Here is an 18,323-nt window from a genome sequence, read left to right as displayed (position 1 = left end):
CGGAAAGGGTAATGACGGTTGCTGGTCGGCCCATGTCGATGCCCTTGGAGAGTTGGCTTCCACAGAGCCTAGCTCAGATTTTCAGCGGTATTTGTGAAACACCACACTAGTCCCCCGGTGTTCGCCACGGCAAATTCAGCGCCTGTGAGATCGAGCGCCGCCCGCGCGACGCTCGATCTTCCAGGCGCTGCAAATGCCATGCAAGCCCTAAACCCACTAAACCCCACCCCGCCGCACATGCTTCACCAGCACCTTCTCCAACAGCTCCCACATCGCAGGGTCGGTACTGAACGCCACATTGAACCGCATCCACCCCGTCGCCTTGGCATCCACCATGAACAACTGCCCAGGCCCAAGCATGATCCCTTGCTCCAGCGCATCGTCCAGCAACGCCGCGCTATCCGGAATCGCCGGATGCCGGGTCCAGATGTACATCCCTTCGTCCGACTCGGTGAACAACTCGAAACCCAGCCGATGCAAGTGCCGGCCCACTTCCTGGTGCGCCTCGGCCAAACGCTGGCGCAGGCGTTTGAGGTGCTTGCGCCAGCGCCCGTCGATGATCGCGGCATACACCACGCGCTCCATCACCTGCGAGGTGGTGAGGCCCGAGCGCATTTTCAGGTGTACCAGTTTCTGCATCAGCTCCGGGTTGGCCATCATGTAGCCAACCCGCACGTTGGGCGAAATGCTCTTCGAGTAACTGCCCACGTACACCACCTGCTGCAGGTGGTCGAGGCTGGCCAGGCATGGCTGCGGCTCGGTGACCATGTCGGCGTACAGGTTGTTCTCCACCAGGCGGAAGCCATGCTGGCTGGCCAGTTGCAGCAAACGGTGCAGCTGCGGCAGCGGGGTGCGTGAGCAGGTCGGGCTGTGCAGGTGCGGCTGGGTGAAGAAGGCCGTCGGGCGGTGGTGCGCCAGCAGTTGCTCCAGCTGGTTGAGGTCGTAGCCGTTGGGTGTGCGCGGTACGCCGACCAGCGTCGCGCCCTGGGTGCGCAGGATGCTCATCAGGTTGGGGTAGCCGGGGTCGTCCACCAGCACCACGTCACCTGGGCGTACCAGGGTGCGCGCGGCCAGGTCCAGGGCTTGGCTGGCGCCGTGGGTGAGCATCAGTTGCGCCGGGTTGGCGACAATCGACAGCTCCTGCTGCAGGTTCTGCGCGGTCAGCGCACGCAGTTCCGCCAGGCCCATGGGGTCGCCATAGCCAGACAGCTCCAGCGGGCTCCCGGCGACCTGGCGCAAACCGCGGCGCAGGCCGTCTTCGTACATCCAGTCATTGGGCAACCAGCCGCAGCCGGGCTTGAACGGCAGTTGGCGGATCTCGAAGATCTGCTGCAGGTACCATTCAGAGTTGAACGTTGGTCGACTGGTGTCGGCCTCGGCATTGTGTTTTTCCAGCAACTCGCCGGCCGCGCGATTGATGAAAAAACCCGCGTTGCCCCGGCTTACCAGCAGGCCCTGAGCGACCAGACGATCATAAGCCTCGACCACGGTAAAGGTACTCACCGAGTAAGTCGCGGCAAAGGCGCGGATAGACGGGACCTTGGCCCCAGGCTTGAGCGTCTGGTTGTCGATCAGCTCGCGCAGTCCATCGATGATCTGATTGACCAGCGGGGTTGGGGAGTCTGGGTGTAATTCGAACATTCGGGGGCCTTCAGGGTGCTTGGCGCCAGGCGCCTGCAAGGTGTATTGCATGGGCGGCCTGTACAGTGCAGTGCGAGATTCATGCCACTGTGCATGGCTCTCTGCGTCGGACATTTTTACATTAGGTGTCGGATATCGCCACATAAAGCATGTTCAGTTCGCTCGAAGGGCAAACCTTCGGGCGCGTCAGCAGGCCGCCATGGATGGCCTGCGTGTGTTTGTTCACACCATCCTGCCCGCATTAGCACTGATGTACAGGTGAGGCCGCTAGCCATCGGGGCCTCACAGTTTTCCTTGGATAAAAAGAAGCACGGGGTACACAACTGATGGACGCAACATCCACAACCACCACCGCGAAAGGCGGGCACGAGAGCAAGCTCAGTGCCTCCCTCAAGTCGCGCCACCTGACGATGATGTCGATCGCCGGGGTTATCGGCGGCGCCTTGTTCGTCGGTTCCGGCAGCGTGATCCACAGCGCCGGCCCGGCCGCTGTCCTGGCCTACCTGGCAGGCGGCATCCTAGTGGTGCTGATCATGCGCATGCTCGGCGAAATGGCGACGTCCTCGCCTGACACCGGCTCGTTCTCCACCTACGCCGACCGCGCCATTGGCCGCTGGGCCGGTTTCACCATCGGTTGGCTGTACTGGTGGTACTGGGTAATCCTCATGGCGTGGGAAGCCTACGTGGCGGGCAAGATCCTGCACGGCTTCTTCCCTGACGTCAGTGTCAACGTGTTCGTGCTGGCCACGACCCTGCTGCTGATCACCGTCAACTTCTTCAACGTCAAGCACTACGGTGAGTTCGAGTTCTGGTTCGCCTTGATCAAGGTGATTGCCATCGTCTGCTTCCTGGTGGTGTGCACCGCCGCCGTGATGAACGTCTGGCAGTTCGGCGAAGTGCGCGGCATCAGCCATCTGACCGCAGAAGGCTTCATGCCCAACGGCATCACCACGGTGATTGGTGCCTTGCTTGGGGTGATGTTCGCCTTCCTCGGCGCCGAGATCGTGACCATTGCGGCATCCGAAGCCAAGGACCCGGCCGCACAGATCGTCAAGGCCACCAACTCGGTGGTATGGCGTGTGTGCCTGTTCTACGTCGGCTCGATCTTCCTGATCGTCTGCCTGGTACCGTGGAACGACCCGCACCTGGGCGTCTCGGGCTATGGCGCCTACCGCCGTACCCTGGAGCTGCTGGGCGTGCCGTATGCCGAGTTGCTGATGAACTTCGTGGTCCTGACCTCGGTCAGCAGCTGCCTGATCTCCGGTCACTACACCGCCTCGCGCATGCTGTTCTCGCTGTCCCAGCGTGGCGATGCGCCGTCGTTCTTCAAGATCACCCGCGCCGGCACCGGCGTACCGGTGTACGCGATCATGGGTTCGTGCGCCGTGGCGGTAGTGTGTGCGCTGATCAACTTCAGCGAGACCCTGCGCCCGAAAGACGTGCTGGACACCCTGATGAACACCACCGGCATGATCGCGTTGCTGGTGTACCTGGTGATCGCCTTCTCGCAACTGCGCATGCGCCGCAAGCTGATCGCCGAAGGCAAGGAAGTTCGCCTGAAGATGTGGCTGTTCCCGTGGCTGACCTACCTGGTGATCGCGTTCATCGTGGCCGCCCTGGTGACCATGGCGTTCATGCCTGACTACCAGATCCTGGTGATCTCCACCGGCATCGCTGCGGCGGTCGTGGTGGCCATGGGCGTCGTGCATCAGATCCGCAGCGCCAAGCGCCACTAAGCCTTAGTCGCTGTTCGAAACGGCCGGCTCCCTTGGGGACCCGGCCGTTTTTGCGTTCAGGGCCTGGCTTTTTTCACTCGCATGCCGGTCAGGCATGTGGAAGCGCTGGTTCATCCAGGGTGAGCCGAGCAGGGCGGCGGCAGCGATCAGGGTCAGGATGGCCAGGGCCAGGTATGTTTTCATAGGCATGCGCATGTAAGGACTGACTTCAAGCATAGGCAGTCAGTTCCGGCCTGCGAGGAACCCCTAACAGGCAGCACATGGCTTATGCTCAGCGCATTGCCCGCCCAAAGGAGCCGCACATGGCCTGGTCCGCCACCCAGTATTCCCTCTTCGAAAATGAGCGCACCCGCGCCGTACGCGACCTGCTGACCGCCGTGCCGCAACGCCCGGTGCGTCATGCCACGGACCTGGGCTGCGGCCCGGGCAACTCCACCGAAGTGCTGCTGCAGCGTTACCCCGATGCCCAGGTAATGGCGCTGGACAGCGACCCCGACATGATCGACAAGGCCCGTGAGCGCAAACGGTTGTGTGTGCCCCGGGTACGCTGCGCCATTGCCGACATTGGCAAATGGACCGCGCCGCAAGCACAGGACCTGATCCTGGCCAATGCCTCGCTGCAATGGGTGCCCAACCATGCTTCGCTGTACCCGCACCTGATCAGCCAGTTGAGCGAGGGCGGCAGCCTGGCGGTGCAGACCCCAGACAACCTCGACGAGCCGGCGCACCGGCAATTGCGCGAGATCGCCAGCCAAGGCCCGTGGGCCGCCAAGTTTGCCGACTTCCAGTTGCCGCCCAGGCACAATGCGGCGTTCTATTACGACTTGCTCAGCCCACTGTGCACGCGGGTGGATGTGTGGCGTACCACTTACCATCACCCCTTGGAGGGTGGCGCCGAAGCCGTGGTGGAGTGGTTCAAGGGCTCGGCGTTGCGGCCTTACCTGGCCAGGCTGGACGAGCACGAGCAGGCAGGCTTTCTGCAGATGTACCTGCAGGCGATGCAGCGCGACTACCCGCCGTCCACCGACGGCAAGGTATTGCTGCCGTTCCCGCGGTTGTTCGTGATCGCTACCCGGTAGGGCGGCGCCAGCGCCAAAGCACGTAACCGTAAATGCCGACATTGAGCAGCAACACCACGGTGCCCAGCAGCACCTGGGTCTGTGGTGTCAGGCCGGCGGGGTAGATGAGCGGCCAGACGTAATGCTCGACGAAGCCGCCCTGGTAGCCCGCATCGCCAGCGGCGCTGCGCATGCGGTTTTCCCAGCTGGTCAGCGGGCAACCCAGGTGCAGGTATTCCACCGCCAGGCCCCAGGCCAGGGCTGGAAGGTGCACCAGCAGGGCAGGGCGCCAACGCAGCACCAGCAGGCCGCCGAACAGCACCAGCAGGATGAAGGCCAGGTGCAGCAGCACCAGCGTGTCGGCGGTCAGGCGAAAGAGCATTGGCAGTTATCCAGGCGGTAGGGTGACGCGAGCTTTGCGTTAGCGGGAAGCTATGGGGCGGATTTACAACCCTTCCTGCACCATTTGCAAGAACGTCGCCACCACCCGCCGTGTACGCTGCTCGCTTAGGCACACCAGCGTCTCGGTCAAGTGCCGCTGGCAATCGACGATCGGCAACGCACACACCCGCGCATCGGCGCCAAACTCCGCCGCCGACACCACCCCCACGCCAATCCCCACCACCACCGCTTCACGTGCCGCTTCGCGGCCCTCTACCTGGATCGCCGGCCGAATCCGCAAGCCGGCCCGCTGCATCTCTTCCTCCAGCGTCTGTCGCGTTACCGACCCAGGCTCGCGCAGCACCAGCGGTGTGTCATCCAGGTCCGCCAGGCTGATCGAGCCGCGGCTGGCCCACGGGTGATGATGGGAAACGAACGCCACCATCGGGTCGCGGCGCAGTGGCAGGCAATGCAGGCGCTCATCGTCCACATCCCGCCCCAGCAGTGCCAGGTCGGCCTGGTAGCTGAACAGCCGGGCCAGCGACTCATCGGTGTTGCCGGTCTCGATCTTCACCTGGATACCCGGGTAGCGCTGGCAGAACCGGGCGATCTGCGGCAGCACATGCACCGGTGCATCCACCGCCAGCACCAGGCTGCCGGTGTGCAGGGCGCGCGAGTCCTGCAGCAGCTCAAGGGCTTCGGCTTCGCAGGCGAACAGGCGCTGGCTGATGCCCAGCAGGCGCTCGCCCAGGTCGGTCAGTTGCACCGAGCGTTTGTTGCGGTGGAACAGCAGCACGCCGAAGCGCTCTTCGAGCTTGCGCACCTGGTCGGAGACTGCCGGCTGGGTAAGAAACAGCTTTTGCGCCGCCCGGGTGAAGCTGCCGTGCACCGCCACGGCGTGGAAGGCCTTGAGTTGAGCGTGTGAGACCGACATGACGACTCCAGTAACAAGCTGAGCTTATGTGTGAAATACGATAAATCGATTTTATTTATCAGTCACCAGCTGTTTCCATAGCTCTCAGCCCAACGCTGGTGCCACAAGCGCCAGCCGGGCCATGGTGCTCTTGCAGCGCCATCTGACCCGATGACGGGCCACCGTCATCGCTGTGCGCAACACAAGAACAAGACAGGCGTTTCTTCACATTCTGCCGGCACACTTGAGCAAGAGGTCAGACTCACATGAACCATTCCCTAGCCACGTTCAAACGCTGGCGTATGCAGATTTTCGCAATTACCTGGCTGGCTTATGCCGCCTTCTACTTCACCCGCAAGGCCTTCTCGGTGGCCAAGCTGGGTATCGCCGAAGACCCAAGCTTCATGCTCGACAAGGCCGCCATGGCCAACCTCGATGCCATCTACCTGGCTGCCTATGCGGTGGGCCAGTTCACCTGGGGCATGCTTGCCGACCGCTTCGGCCCTCGCGTGGTGGTGCTCGGCGGTTTACTGATTTCGGCGGCGGCGGCCGTGGTGATGGGCAGCTACGCGACCTTCCCGATCTTCGCCACCTGCATGCTGATCCAGGGCTTGGCGCAGTCCACCGGCTGGGCCGGCTTGTGCAAGAACATCGGCAGTTTCTTCCCCGCCGCGCAGCGCGGCCGGGTGCTGGGCCTGTGGAGCTCGTGCTATGCCTTCGGCGGCCTGGTGGCCTCGCCGTTTGCTGGCTGGTGGGCCTACACCCTGGTCGGTACCTGGCACGCAGCGTTTTACTCCAGTGCCGCCGTGGTCGCGCTGGTGGCCGTGCTGTTCTTCTTCCTGCAGCGCAACAAACCTGAAGACGTCGGCTTGCCCGCCGTCGAGCCCGAGCCGCAAAGCATGGCGCCGGGCGCCAACCTGTGCAGCGTCTGGGCGCCCCTGCGCGAGATCATGCGCAACCGCACGGTACTGACCCTGGGCCTGGCCTACTTTCTGCTCAAGCCGGCGCGCTACGCCATCTTGCTGTGGGGGCCGGTAATCGTCTTCGAGCAGATGCCATCGGTGGGCAAGGTCGGCGCGGCGATCATCCCGACCGCCTTCGAGCTGGCTGGGCTGTTGGGGCCGATCATGATTGGCCTGGCCTCCGACAAACTGTTCGGCGCGCGGCGCATGCCGGCCTGCGTGATCAGCTTGCTGCTGTTGACGGTGACCCTGGCGGCGTTCATGGCAGCCATGCACAGCGGCAGCGTCGTCATGGTGGTGGGCCTGCTGTTTGTCATGGGCCTGACCCTGTACGGGCCGGACTCGATGATCAGCGGTGCGGCTGCCATCGACTTCGGCACGGCCAAGGCCGGTGCCACGGCAGCCGGCTTCGTCAATGGCTGCGGCTCGGTGGGGGCGGTGCTTGGCGGCCTGCTGCCCGGTTACTTCGACAGCGTGACGGTGTTCATCGTGTTCGCCGGTTGCGCACTGTTCTCGGCCCTGGTGCTGTTGCCGCACTGGAACAGCCGCCCGGCCACCCTGGCCGAAGCCAATGACGTGGCACCCAACACCAGCATGGCGATCAAGCCACTGCGTACCTAAAGGAAAGCGAGCGAATGAGACCCTTCTGGCTGCAACAGGCCCTGGATTCGGAGCAGGATGCGCTATGCCCGCCGCTGCAAGGCGACGCGCGTTGCGACGTATGCATCGTTGGCGGGGGCTACACCGGCCTCTGGACTGCACTGATGCTCAAGGAGGCGGCGCCGGCGCTGGACGTGATGCTGATCGAAGCAGACATCTGCGGCGCAGGTGCCAGTGGGCGCAATGGCGGTTGCGCGCTTTCCTGGTCGGCCAAGTACTTCACCCTCGAACGCTTGTTCGGCACGGCCGAGGCGGTGCGCCTGGTGCGCGAGTCGGAGCGCAGCATTGCGGCCATTGGTGCGTTCTGCGCGGCCAACGGCATCGACTGCGACTACCGCCTCGACGGCACCTTGTACACCGCCACCAACCAGGCCCAGGTGGGCGCGACCGATGCGGTGATCGCGGCGCTGGCGCAGCAGGGCATCAACTCATTCGAACGCCTGCCGCTGGAGGCTGTGCAGCGCCTGGCCGGCTCGGCGCGGCACCTGGAAGGCTGGTTCTCCCCGGCGGCCGCCACCGTGCAGCCTGGGCGGCTGGTGCGTGGCCTGCGCCGTGTGGCCTTGCAGCGCGGGGTGCGCATCCATGAAGGCACGGCCATGGCCAGCCTGGAACACGGCGCGCCAGTGCAGGTGCGTACCGCCCACGGGACGGTGCGCGCCGACCGCGTGGTGCTGGGCCTCAATGCCTGGATGGCGCGGGCCTTCCCGCAGTTCGAGCGCAGCGTGGCCATTGTCTCCAGCGACATGGTGATCACCGAGCCGTGCCCCGACCTGCTGCGCGAAATTGGCTTGAACAACGGCGTCAGCGTGCTCGACTCGCGGATCTTCGTGCATTACTACCACAACACCTCGGATGGCCGGCTGATGCTCGGCAAGGGCGGCAATACTTTCGCCTATGGCGGGCGCATGCTGCCGGTGTTCGACCAGCCTTCGCCGTACCGGCCGCTGCTGCGCGAAAGCCTGGGCGCGTTCTTCCCGGCCCTGGCCGAGGTGCCGCTGGCGGCCAGTTGGAACGGCCCGTCGGACCGCTCGGTGACCGGGCTGCCGTTCTTCGGCCGGCTGGACGGGCAGGGCAATGTGTTCTACGGCTTTGGTTATTCCGGCAGCGGCGTCGGGCCGTGCCACATGGGCGGGCAGATCCTCTCGTCGCTGGCGTTGGGGCTGGACAACCCGTGGTCCCGCTCGCCGCTGGTCAACGGCCCGCTGGGGTTGTTCCCGCCCGAACCGATTCGCTACCTGGGCTCGCTGATGGTGCGCAATGCCATCCGTCGCAAAGAGCGCGCCGAGGACCGCGGGCTACGGCCACGGCACCTGGATGTGCGCCTGGCGCGTTTCGCGGCGGCGGCCGGCAAGGCCGACAAAGCATGAGATTTCTTGTCGATCACAGGCCCGAGGGCGTATAAACTGCACCCACTTTTTGGCCGGTCGCTTCCTGAACTGGCCGTTGAAACAAGAGAGTCGACATGGGCGCACAGTGGAAAGCCAAACATAGAGAAACAGCGGCCAATGCCAAAGGCAAGGTCATGGGCAAGCTGTCAAAAGAGATTCAGATCGCTGCCAAATCGGGCGCCGATCCCGACATGAACCCGCGCCTGCGCCTGGCCATCGTGCAGGCCAAGAAGGCCTCGATGACCCGCGAGACTCTGGATCGGGCAATCCGCAAAGGTGCTGGCCTGGACGGTGATGCCGTGCAGTACCATGCGGTGAGCTACGAAGGCTTCGCACCGCACCAGGTGCCGCTGATCGTCGAGTGCCTGACCGACAACATCAACCGTACCGTCGCGCAGGTGCGTGTGCTGTTCCGCAAGGGCCAGCTGGGTGCAAGCGGCTCGGTGGCCTGGGACTTCAACCACGTCGGCCTGATCGAAGCCACCCCGAACGGCGATGCCGACCCGGAAATGGCCGCCATCGAAGCCGGTGCCCAGGACTTCGAGGAAGGCGAAGAAGAGGGTTCGACCCTGTTCATCACCGACACCACCGACCTGGACGCTGTGCAGAAGGCCCTGCCGGAGCATGGCTTTACCGTGGTCTCGGCAAAGATCGGCTACACGCCGAAGAACCCAGTGAGTGCTGCCAGCCTGAGCGCTGAGGCGTTGGCCGAGGTCGAGGCGTTTCTCGAGGCGATCGACGAGAACGATGACGTGCAGAACGTCTATGTCGGCCTGACTGACTGATTTGTGCCTCTGGGGCCGCTTGGCGGCCCTTTCGCGACGCAAGGCCGCTCCTACAGGTACAGCGCTGTACCTGTAGGAGCGGCCTTGTGTCGCGAAACGAGGGCGCAGCCCTCGCCTGCGGCCCGGAGACGAACACCCATGAACCCAACTTTCGCCTCCCTCAGCCTCGCCCACCTGCGTACCCTCGACCACCTGCTGCAGCTGAAAAACCTCAGCCACGCCGCCGAGCGCCTGGGCGTCAGCCAATCGGCCCTGAGCCGCCAACTGGCCCACCTGCGCGAAGCGTTCGACGACCCGCTGCTGGTGCGCCAAGGCCGTGGCTACGTGCTCAGCGAATATGCCGAAGCGTTGGTCGAACCCCTGCGCCAGGTACTCGAAGAGCTTCAGGCCCTGCGCCAACCGGCCGTGTTCGACCCGGCCCGTTGCGAACGGCGCTTCTGCCTGGCGGCCTCCGACTACGTCGCCGAGCACATGTTGCCGTTGCTGGTGGCGGCACTGGAGCACGAAGCCCCCGGCGTCAGCCTCGAATACCGCACCTGGCAAGCCGGCCAGTATGCCTTGCTGGCCAGCGGCGAAATCGACCTGGCCACCACCTTGTTCGACGAGTCGCCCGCCAACCTGCATGGGCGCTTGCTCGGTGAGGATCGCGCCGTCTGCCTGATGCGCCGCGATCACCCGCTGACAGCCCATCACACGCTCAGCCAGGCGGACTACCTGGCACACAAGCATGTGCGCATCTCCGGTGGTGGCGACAAGGACAGCTTCATCGACCGCCACTTGCGCGCCCAGGGCCTGCAGCGGCGGGTCAGCCTGGAAGTGCCGTTTTTCTCCGCCACGGTGCAGGTGATTGGCAACAGCCAGGCGGTGGCGACGGTGCCCGAGCACATTGCCCGGCAACTGTGCCGCCTGCATGACCTGGCCTGGCGGCCCTTGGGCTTTATCGACCACAGCCAGCGCTACTGGGTGGTCTGGCACCAGCGCCTGCAGGCCTCGGCCGAGCACCGCTGGTTGCGCAACCGGGTGTTCGAATTGTGGCGCCAGTCGCAGTTCGGCGTGCACGGTGGGCATGCGCCAACGCCATAGGAGGTATGCGCGAAGCGGGGTTCATTGGGGGGCAGGCGGCACTTAGACTGAAAGGCAGCAAACTGCCCAAAGGAGACCGCCCGTGACCCCCGAACAATTCCGCCTGTACGGCCACCAACTGATCGACCTGATCGCCGACTACCGCCAAACCGTGGGCGACCGCCCGGTGATGGCCCAGGTCGAGCCCGGCTACCTGAAGGCAGCCCTGCCAGCATGTGCCCCGCAGCAGGGCGAACCGTTCGAGGCGATTCTCGACGACGTCAACAAACTGGTCATGCCAGGCCTGTCCCATTGGCAGCACCCGGATTTCTACGGCTACTTCCCCTCCAACGGCACGTTGTCGTCGGTGCTGGGTGATTTTCTCAGCACCGGCCTGGGCGTACTTGGCCTGTCCTGGCAGTCCAGCCCGGCCTTGAGCGAACTGGAAGAAACCACCCTTGACTGGCTGCGCCAGCTGCTGGGCCTGTCAGGGCAATGGAGCGGGGTGATCCAGGACACCGCCTCGACCAGTACCCTGGTGGCGCTGATCTGCGCCCGCGAACGTGCCAGCGGTTACGCGTTGGTGCGTGGCGGCCTGCAGGCCCAGGCCAAGCCGCTGATCGTGTACGTCAGCGCTCACGCCCACAGTTCGGTGGACAAGGCCGCACTGCTGGCAGGTTTTGGCCGTGACAACATTCGCCTGATCCCCACCGACGAGCGCTTCGCCCTGCAGCCGGCTGCCCTGCAAGCAGCCATCGAGCAGGACCTGGCGGCGGGTAACCAGCCGTGTGCGGTGGTTGCGACCACCGGCACCACTACCACCACGGCACTCGACCCGCTTCGCCTGATCGGTGAAATCACCCAGGCCCATGGCCTGTGGCTGCATGTCGACTCGGCCATGGCCGGCTCGGCGATGATCCTGCCGGAGTGCCGCTGGATGTGGGATGGCATCGAGCTGGCCGACTCGGTGGTGGTCAATGCGCACAAGTGGCTGGGCGTGGCCTTCGACTGTTCGATCTACTACGTGCGCGACCCGCAGCACCTGATCCGCGTGATGAGCACCAACCCCAGCTATTTGCAGTCGGCGGTGGATGACGAGGTGAAGAACCTGCGCGACTGGGGCATCCCGCTGGGGCGCCGCTTCCGTGCGCTGAAACTGTGGTTCATGTTGCGCAGTGAGGGTGTCGAAGCGCTGCAGGCACGCTTGCGGCGTGATTTGGAGAATGCCCAGTGGCTTGCCGAGCAGATCGAGGCGACGCCGGGCTGGGAACTGCTGGCGCCGGTGCAATTGCAGACGTTGTGCATCCAGCATCGGCCGGCGGGGCTGGAAGGGGAGGCGTTGGATGCGCATACCCGCGGCTGGGCCGAGCGGCTCAATACGTCTGGGGATGCCTATGTGACGCCGGCAACCTTGAATGGCCGGTGGATGGTGCGGGTGTCGGTGGGGGCGCTGCCTACCGAGCGTGAGCATGTCGAGAAACTGTGGCGGGGGCTGCAGGCAGTGGTCAAGGGCTGAAAATGCAGGGGGCCGCAAAAGCGGCCCCCTACGGTCTATCAGTGGCTTACGGTCTGGAGGCTACCTTTACGGCTGGCCTCATACGCTTCTTTGTCCATCGGCTTGGCCTGCGGATTGCCCAGGTCCTCCATCGCCATGCGGTGGGTTTCCGGTGCAATGTACGCCGCCAGGGCGCAGATGCAGGTGATGAAGAACGCCATGCTACCGACCACCAGCGGAATGTTGTCCGAGCCTGGCGGTGCCACGATGGCGAACAGTGCGGGCAACATGGCGGTCAGCATGGTGCCGATGTTCTGCGCGATGGCCATGGCCGAAACACGGTAACGGGTGTGGAACAGCTCTGGGTAGAAGCTTGGGAACACCGCGTTGTAGCCCTGGTAGACCATGCCCCACATCACGATCGAGGCGGCGAAGGCCAGCGGCACGTTCTGGATGCTGATCGCATACAGGTAGACGAAGGCCAGCAGGCCTGAGCCCAGGCACCCGGCGATCATGGTCGGGCGACGGCCGATCTTGTCGGACAGGTTGCCGACAAAGGGAATCACCAGCACCGCAACGATATTGCCGACCACCGGGATCCACAGGTACACGCTCTTGTCGAAGCCGATGCCATAGGCCGGCTGCACCGCGTAGGCCGCGCCGAAGATGGTGGCGACCACCGGAATCACGTTCATCAGTGCCATGAACATCACCAGCACCATGTGTTTCCAGCTATGGCGGAAGGCCTCGCTGACCGGCGACTTGGCGACTTTGTCCTGCTTCTCTTCCTTCACGAACGCAGGCGTCTCGTGCACTTCCTTACGGATGATGAAGCCGGCGATCAGCACCACGGCGCTCATCAGGAACGGAATGCGCCAGCCCCAGTCATTGAAGGCTTCGCTGGGCATGAAGTAGGCCAGTGGCAGGAATACCGCCGCCGCCAGAACCTGGCCGGCCTGCACGCCTTGCAGGGTGAAACTGGCGTAGTAGCCACGTCGGCCGAACGGCGCATGCTCCATGATCATCGAACTGGCCCCGGAAATCTCGCCGGCCACGGCAAAGCCCTGGATCAGGCGCAGCACCACCAGCAAGACGGGGGCGAGGATGCCGATGTCGTGGTAGGTGGGCAGCAGGCCCACGGCCATGGTCGACAGGCCCATCAGGAACATGCACAGCAGCAGTACGTTCTTGCGCCCGCGGGTATCACCCCAGTGGCCGAGCACAAAGGCCCCGACCGGGCGGGCCAGGTAGCCGACACCGTAGGTAGCCAGCGAGGCGATGATCGCCATCTTGGGGTCGGTATTGGGGAAGAAGATCTGCGGGAAGATCAGGGCCGCAGCCTGGGCATAGATGAAGAAGTCGTAGTACTCGAGTGCCGAGCCTATCCATCCACTGGCGGTCGCTTTCTTGGCTTGAGAGCTGGAGTGAGCCATCGTTGTCTCCGTTGTTCTTGTTGGTTCCCGCACGGCGCGTGGCAAACGTGGGGGTTATCTCGGGAGTGGGGTCAAACGTGAAGTGCGGGAGTATTCCGCGCCAAGGCCGTGACAGACAGCCAGGAGACAGGTGCGGAACGCAAGGCCAGAGCAGTGTTCATAGGTCGGTACCCGGTTTTATTGAACTTATTATGTTGTGACGTTGGGCTTGTCAGCGCAGGTTCTGCCGAACGACCGTCTTGGCAAAGGGCATCGGTCGGTGTGCCTGCGTCTGGTTTCATGTTGACCACGGGTTGGCGGTGTAGCAATTCGCGAAATCGGGTTTTGTTCGGTAATCGAACACAAAACTAACCATTCCGTACAAAGGGATTGATGAGGCGACTTTACCTGCGAATAATCGATCGTGCCAGGTACTGTCACAGTAGGTTTCCTGCGCCGTCGTCCCCTAACAACAAGGAAATCCCGCCATGCAGCGTTCGATTGCCACCGTGTCCTTGAGCGGCACCCTGCCGGAAAAGCTCGAAGCCATCGCCGCCGCCGGCTTCGACGGCGTCGAGATCTTCGAGAACGACCTGCTTTACTACGCTGGCAGCCCGCGCCAGGTTCGCCAGATGTGCGCCGACCTGGGCATCGCCATCACCTTGTTCCAGCCGTTCCGTGATTTTGAAGGCTGCCGCCGCGAGCGCCTGCAGAAGAACGTCGACCGCGCCGAGCGCAAGTTCGACCTGATGCAGGAACTGGGCACCGACCTGGTGCTGGTGTGCAGCAACGTTCAGGCCGATGCCCTGGGCGACGAACAGCTGTTGGTGGACGACCTGCGCCTGTTGGCCGAGCATGCCGGCCAGCGAGGCCTGCGCATCGGTTATGAAGCCTTGGCCTGGGGCCGCCACGTCAAGACCTACCAGCAGGTCTGGAACCTGGTGCGCCAAGCCGACCACCCGGCCCTCGGGGTGATTCTCGACAGCTTCCATACCTTGTCGCTCAAGGGCGACCCCAGCGCGATCCGCGACATCCCTGGCGACAAGATCTTCTTCGTGCAGATGGCCGACGCCCCGATCCTGGCCATGGATGTGCTGGAGTGGAGCCGGCATTTCCGCTGCTTCCCAGGGCAGGGCGAAATGGACCTGGCGGGCTTCCTCGCCCCAATCCTTGCCACCGGCTATCGCGGCCCGCTGTCACTGGAAATCTTCAACGACGGCTTCCGCGCCGCGCCGCCTCGGCAAAACGCCGCCGACGGCTTGCGCTCGCTGCTGTACCTCGAAGAGCAGACCCGCCTGCGCCTGGAGCAGGAGGCCGTGGCGGTGGAGCCGGGCGTGCTGTTCACCCCGCCTGCGGCCAGCGCCTACGACGGCGTGGAATTCCTCGAGTTCGCCGTCGACGAGGCGGTGGGCGCACGCCTGAGCAGCTGGCTGAAACGCCTGGGCTTTGCCGATGCCGGCAAACACCGCAGCAAGGCCGTGCAGCTGCTGCGCCAGGGCGACATCAACATCGTCCTCAATGCCGAACCCTACTCGTTCGGCCACAACTTCTTCGAGGCGCACGGGCCTTCGTTGTGCGCCACGGCGTTGCGGGTCAAGGACCAGCAGGCTGCGCTGAAGCGCGCCACCGCCTTCCGCGGCCAGCCGTTCCGCGGCCTGGTCGGCCCCAATGAATGTGAAGTGCCTGCCGTGCGGGCACCCGATGGCAGCCTGTTGTACCTGGTAGAGCCGGGCAGTGCTGGCCAGACGCTGTACGACACCGACTTCAGCCTGGACCAAACCGCCAATGCCAGCGGTGGCCTGCGCCGTATCGACCACATGGCGCTGGCGCTGCCGGCCGAGTCGCTGGACAGCTGGGTGCTGTTCTACAAGAGCCTGTTCGATTTCGCTGCCGACGACGAAGTGGTGCTGCCGGACCCTTACGGCCTGGTCAAGAGCCGTGCCCTGCGCAGCCAGTGCGGCACCCTGCGCCTGCCACTGAACATCTCCGAGAACCGCAACACGGCCATTGCCCATGCACTGTCCAGCTATCGCGGCTCGGGTGTGCATCACATCGCCTTCGATTGTGACGACATCTTCCGTGAAGTAGCGCGCGCCAAGCTGGCCGGTGTACCGCTGTTGGAGATTCCGCTCAATTACTACGACGACCTGGCAGCGCGTTTCGACTTCGACGACGAGTTCCTCAGCGAATTGGCGTACTACAACGTGCTGTACGACCGTGATGCCCAGGGTGGCGAGCTGTTCCACGTCTACACCGAACCGTTCGAGGAGCGTTTCTTCTTCGAGATCATCCAGCGCAAGGGTGGCTATGCCGGGTATGGCGCGGCCAACGTCGCGGTGCGCCTGGCGGCGATGGCCAAGGCCCGCAGCGGGGTGGCGCGCAAGCCGGTCCTGTAACTGCCGCAGAACTCATGTTTCATTGAGTCAGCAGGGGCGTGTGGCTGCACTCGTCGAAGATCCTTCGGCGTAGGCTCATCGCCCCTCGGCCACCATCAGCAGCGCCTGCGGCACCGCACTTTGCGGGTGCTGCGGCTCCTGCAGGCTGACCAGGCGCAGCCCGGCCATGTCCAATGCATTGAGCCAACTGGCCAGCGTGCGGAAATACCACGGCATCGGCCGCCAGGCCCCGGCAAACCCTGCGAACGACTCTTCCCGCCAGCCATCCTGATAATCGCCCGCTGCCACGCTCCAGGGGTGCAATGTCTGGATCACCAGTGCACCACCGGGTGCCAGCAAGCCCTTCAGTGCTGCCAGCAGCGCAATGATGTCTTGGTGCAGCAGCGCGAAATTGGCACAGATCAGGTCATAGTCACGGCCAACGTTGACGTCGCCCTCGGCTAGCTGGGCGTAGCTGGCAAGGTGAACCTGCGCGGACCCAGCCGCACGTGCCGCAGCCACCAGGGTCTGATCGCCATCCACCCCGGCCGCCTCGATGCCGCGGTCGGCAAGTGCCCGCAGCAACCAGCCTTCACCACAGCCAAGGTCCAGCACGCGCTCGGGTTGGCGGCCCAGAATGGCCAGCAGGATGGCCTGGTCGGTAACCTGGCGGCGGCTCTCGATGGCGCCGCTGCGCACCGCGTCGATCCAGGCTTGGGCGTTGTGCTGCCAGCTGTGCAGCACGGTGTCTTCGGGGTTGGGCATGAGGTGTCCGCGGCAGTGGGTTGGTTCAAGCATAGGCCGCCATCGCGGCCCCTTGGGGGCCACCAGGTGCCTGGCTTGGCATTTTTAGCGCCTATCAGATCGAGCGCCGCCCGCGCGGCGCATCGCGACGCAAGGCCGCTCCTACATTTGTTTCGGGCCAGTGAGGCCAGTGGCATTTGCGCGCGACCGCCTTGTTTGTACGACGCGATATTGAGGGGGGCACCAAGGGGCCGCGCGCCAATGCCACAGGAATAATTGGCCCGAAACAAATGTAGGAGCGGCCTTGCGTCGCGATGCGCCGCGCGGGCGGCGCTCGATCTCCGCCCCAACTCCAAACCCAAGACAGGCACCTAGCCGCCATCACTTACTGACCATCAGCTCCGGCCCCAGGTAGTCGTTGACCAGCTCGATATCATCATCCCCCAGGCTGCCCACCGATGACGCCAGGCGCAGGCGCGACATCAGGTAGTTCAGCTTGGCCTCGAACAGGTCATGGCGCGCGTCGAACAGCAGTTCTTCAGCGTTGAGCACATCCGAATTGGTGCTGGTACCACCCTCCTTGAACCCTTTGCGCGTCGAGATCAGCGAGCGTTCGTTGGACGCCACGGCCTTTTCCAGCGCCTGGATACGCATGGCCCCACTCTGCACGCCGCGGTACTCACGGGTGGTGCCCGAGATGACTTCCTGACGGGTGGCGTCGAGTTCGTCCAGTGCTTTCGAACTGTTGGCGCTGGCCTGACGGGTCAGCGCGCTGGTGCTGCCGCCGCTGTACAGCGGGATGTTCAGTTCCAGCCCGATCGAGTTGTACTGGTTGCGCTGATTCAGCTCTGAAATCGACTGGCTGCTACCTGCGGTGTAGCCCGCCACAAAGTCCAGCGTCGGCCAATGCCCGGCCCTGGCCCGGTTGACCTCTTCTTCGGCAAGCTCATAGCTGTGCCGGCGTGCGTGAATCAGCGGGCTGTCGGCCTGGGCCTTGACCAGCCAGTCCTGCAGGTTGCCCGGTAGCAGTGGCGGGGTGCTGAAGCCCGGCTGCAGGGTGGTCAGCGATGCCGGGGTTTCACCGATGTATTCCTCAAGCGTGCGGCGGGCGTTGACCAGGTTGTCTTGCGCCTCGATCAGGTCGGCCTCGGCCAGGTCGCGACGGGCGACCGATTCGTCGATGTCGGTCACCGTGCCGGCGCCCAGCTCCATCCGCCGCTTGGCCGAGGCAAGTTGCTCTTCGAAGGCGTTCAGCTTGGCCTTGGCCAGGGTGATGGTTTCGCTGGCCAGGAGTACATCGAAGTAGCTGTCGGCCAGGCGCACCGCAGCATCCTGGCTCTTGGCGTCGAACACCGCGACGCTGTAGTCGGCACGCTGCTCGCCCTGGCGGTACTCAGCCATTTTCTGCTTGTTGAACAGCGGCTGGCGCAGGCGCACGCTGGCGCCCTTGGAGTCGTAGTCCAGATCGTTCTCGAGGCTGTTCTGGTGCTGGGTGCCATTGACCTTGTTGTAGTAGGCCGTGGCATTGATCTGCGGCAGCAGGCCGGCCTGGCCAATGGCCCGGTTCTCCATGCCGGCTTGTTTTTCATGCTCGGCGGCGCGGTAGACAGGGCCTTGGTATTGCAACAGGTCCCAGGCTTGTTTCAGGTCCATGGCACTGGCCGGCAAGGACAACCCCAACAGGCACAACAACAGGCAGTGTCGGTTCATT

Annotated in this window: 15 protein-coding genes; 8 read left to right on the top strand and 7 right to left on the bottom strand. The window is 64.1% G+C overall.

The genetic code is table 11. The annotated features are described in order from the left end of the window. Positions 1–216: 216 nt before the first annotated feature. On the bottom strand, positions 217–1,641 hold the full coding sequence (locus HU766_RS24580) for a PLP-dependent aminotransferase family protein (protein WP_186661342.1): 1,425 nt from the start codon (positions 1,639–1,641) through the stop codon (positions 217–219). Between the two features lie 326 nt (positions 1,642–1,967). On the opposite strand from HU766_RS24580, the gene HU766_RS24575 reads away from it, so the two are divergent. Next, a complete protein-coding gene (locus HU766_RS24575) occupies positions 1,968–3,377 on the top strand; it encodes an amino acid permease (protein WP_027593792.1) in 1,410 nt (469 codons plus the stop codon). 3 nt (positions 3,378–3,380) lie between these two features. Here HU766_RS24575 and HU766_RS24570 read toward each other — a convergent pair whose 3' ends face one another. Beyond that, positions 3,381–3,572: a hypothetical protein gene (locus tag HU766_RS24570; RefSeq protein WP_033699973.1), complete on the bottom strand. Its 192-nt coding sequence runs from the start codon at positions 3,570–3,572 to the stop codon at positions 3,381–3,383. 107 nt (positions 3,573–3,679) lie between these two features. Between HU766_RS24570 and tam the strand changes: the two genes are divergently transcribed. Continuing rightward, on the top strand, positions 3,680–4,456 hold the full coding sequence (tam, locus tag HU766_RS24565) for a trans-aconitate 2-methyltransferase (protein WP_186661340.1): 777 nt from the start codon (positions 3,680–3,682) through the stop codon (positions 4,454–4,456). On the opposite strand, the gene HU766_RS24560 is transcribed toward tam, so the two are convergent. Further along, positions 4,446–4,817 (bottom strand): DUF2784 domain-containing protein, encoded by a 372-nt coding sequence (locus HU766_RS24560; RefSeq protein WP_186661338.1) that lies wholly within the window; start codon positions 4,815–4,817, stop codon positions 4,446–4,448. The genes tam and HU766_RS24560 overlap by 11 nt on opposite strands. Positions 4,818–4,880: 63 nt before the next feature. Further along, on the bottom strand, positions 4,881–5,750 hold the full coding sequence (locus HU766_RS24555; protein WP_033697112.1) for a LysR substrate-binding domain-containing protein: 870 nt from the start codon (positions 5,748–5,750) through the stop codon (positions 4,881–4,883). A gap of 245 nt (positions 5,751–5,995) precedes the next feature. Between HU766_RS24555 and HU766_RS24550 the strand changes: the two genes are divergently transcribed. The 5 genes from HU766_RS24550 to HU766_RS24530 all read left to right on the top strand — a co-directional run bounded on the left by HU766_RS24550 (position 5,996) and on the right by HU766_RS24530 (position 12,102). Continuing rightward, entirely contained in the window at positions 5,996–7,312 is a 1,317-nt protein-coding gene (locus tag HU766_RS24550; protein ID WP_156310120.1) for an MFS transporter, read from the top strand. 14 nt (positions 7,313–7,326) lie between these two features. Continuing rightward, positions 7,327–8,718, top strand: coding sequence for an FAD-dependent oxidoreductase (locus HU766_RS24545; RefSeq protein WP_186661336.1), 1,392 nt, complete (start codon positions 7,327–7,329; stop codon positions 8,716–8,718). 95 nt (positions 8,719–8,813) lie between these two features. After that, positions 8,814–9,524, top strand: coding sequence for a YebC/PmpR family DNA-binding transcriptional regulator (locus HU766_RS24540; RefSeq protein ID WP_033697117.1), 711 nt, complete (start codon positions 8,814–8,816; stop codon positions 9,522–9,524). A 138-nt stretch (positions 9,525–9,662) separates the two neighbouring features. Next, a complete protein-coding gene (locus HU766_RS24535) occupies positions 9,663–10,607 on the top strand; it encodes a LysR family transcriptional regulator (protein ID WP_033697119.1) in 945 nt (314 codons plus the stop codon). Between the two features lie 82 nt (positions 10,608–10,689). Next, positions 10,690–12,102, top strand: coding sequence for a DOPA decarboxylase (locus tag HU766_RS24530; RefSeq protein WP_186661334.1), 1,413 nt, complete (start codon positions 10,690–10,692; stop codon positions 12,100–12,102). 38 nt (positions 12,103–12,140) lie between these two features. Here the strand turns inward: HU766_RS24530 and HU766_RS24525 are convergent, their stop codons facing one another. Continuing rightward, positions 12,141–13,514, bottom strand: coding sequence for an MFS transporter (locus HU766_RS24525; protein WP_033697123.1), 1,374 nt, complete (start codon positions 13,512–13,514; stop codon positions 12,141–12,143). A gap of 467 nt (positions 13,515–13,981) precedes the next feature. On the opposite strand from HU766_RS24525, the gene quiC reads away from it, so the two are divergent. Then, a complete protein-coding gene (gene quiC, locus HU766_RS24520; RefSeq protein WP_186661332.1) occupies positions 13,982–15,889 on the top strand; it encodes a 3-dehydroshikimate dehydratase QuiC in 1,908 nt (635 codons plus the stop codon). 75 nt (positions 15,890–15,964) lie between these two features. Here the strand turns inward: quiC and HU766_RS24515 are convergent, their stop codons facing one another. Together HU766_RS24515 and HU766_RS24510 are read right to left on the bottom strand one after the other, a co-directional pair. Then, the gene (locus tag HU766_RS24515; protein ID WP_033697127.1) at positions 15,965–16,633 is read right to left on the bottom strand and encodes a methyltransferase domain-containing protein; all 669 of its coding nucleotides are present in this window, start codon (positions 16,631–16,633) and stop codon (positions 15,965–15,967) included. 360 nt (positions 16,634–16,993) lie between these two features. Then, entirely contained in the window at positions 16,994–18,322 is a 1,329-nt protein-coding gene (locus HU766_RS24510) for a TolC family outer membrane protein (RefSeq protein WP_186661330.1), read from the bottom strand. Position 18,323 lies beyond the last annotated feature (1 nt).

The organism is Pseudomonas sp. SWRI77, from assembly GCF_014269105.1.
GTDB lineage: Bacteria > Pseudomonadota > Gammaproteobacteria > Pseudomonadales > Pseudomonadaceae > Aquipseudomonas > Aquipseudomonas capeferrum.
Note: the sequence above shows the minus strand (reverse complement) of the source record. Positions and strands in the feature narration are given on the sequence as shown.

Bases quoted from the DNA above. Each gene is read 5' to 3' on its own strand.
- HU766_RS24575 (WP_027593792.1), top strand. From the start codon at position 1,968: ATGGACGCAACATCCACAACCACCACCGCGAAAGGCGGGCACGAGAGC.
- quiC (WP_186661332.1), top strand. From the start codon at position 13,982: ATGCAGCGTTCGATTGCCACCGTGTCCTTGAGCGGCACCCTGCCGGAA.
- HU766_RS24540 (WP_033697117.1), top strand. From the start codon at position 8,814: ATGGGCGCACAGTGGAAAGCCAAACATAGAGAAACAGCGGCCAATGCC.
- tam (WP_186661340.1), top strand. From the start codon at position 3,680: ATGGCCTGGTCCGCCACCCAGTATTCCCTCTTCGAAAATGAGCGCACC.
- HU766_RS24550 (WP_156310120.1), top strand. From the start codon at position 5,996: ATGAACCATTCCCTAGCCACGTTCAAACGCTGGCGTATGCAGATTTTC.
- HU766_RS24535 (WP_033697119.1), top strand. From the start codon at position 9,663: ATGAACCCAACTTTCGCCTCCCTCAGCCTCGCCCACCTGCGTACCCTC.
- HU766_RS24570 (WP_033699973.1), bottom strand. From the start codon at position 3,572: ATGCGCATGCCTATGAAAACATACCTGGCCCTGGCCATCCTGACCCTG.
- HU766_RS24545 (WP_186661336.1), top strand. From the start codon at position 7,327: ATGAGACCCTTCTGGCTGCAACAGGCCCTGGATTCGGAGCAGGATGCG.
- HU766_RS24525 (WP_033697123.1), bottom strand. From the start codon at position 13,514: ATGGCTCACTCCAGCTCTCAAGCCAAGAAAGCGACCGCCAGTGGATGG.
- HU766_RS24510 (WP_186661330.1), bottom strand. From the start codon at position 18,322: ATGAACCGACACTGCCTGTTGTTGTGCCTGTTGGGGTTGTCCTTGCCG.
- HU766_RS24580 (WP_186661342.1), bottom strand. From the start codon at position 1,641: ATGTTCGAATTACACCCAGACTCCCCAACCCCGCTGGTCAATCAGATC.
- HU766_RS24555 (WP_033697112.1), bottom strand. From the start codon at position 5,750: ATGTCGGTCTCACACGCTCAACTCAAGGCCTTCCACGCCGTGGCGGTG.
- HU766_RS24515 (WP_033697127.1), bottom strand. From the start codon at position 16,633: ATGCCCAACCCCGAAGACACCGTGCTGCACAGCTGGCAGCACAACGCC.
- HU766_RS24560 (WP_186661338.1), bottom strand. From the start codon at position 4,817: ATGCTCTTTCGCCTGACCGCCGACACGCTGGTGCTGCTGCACCTGGCC.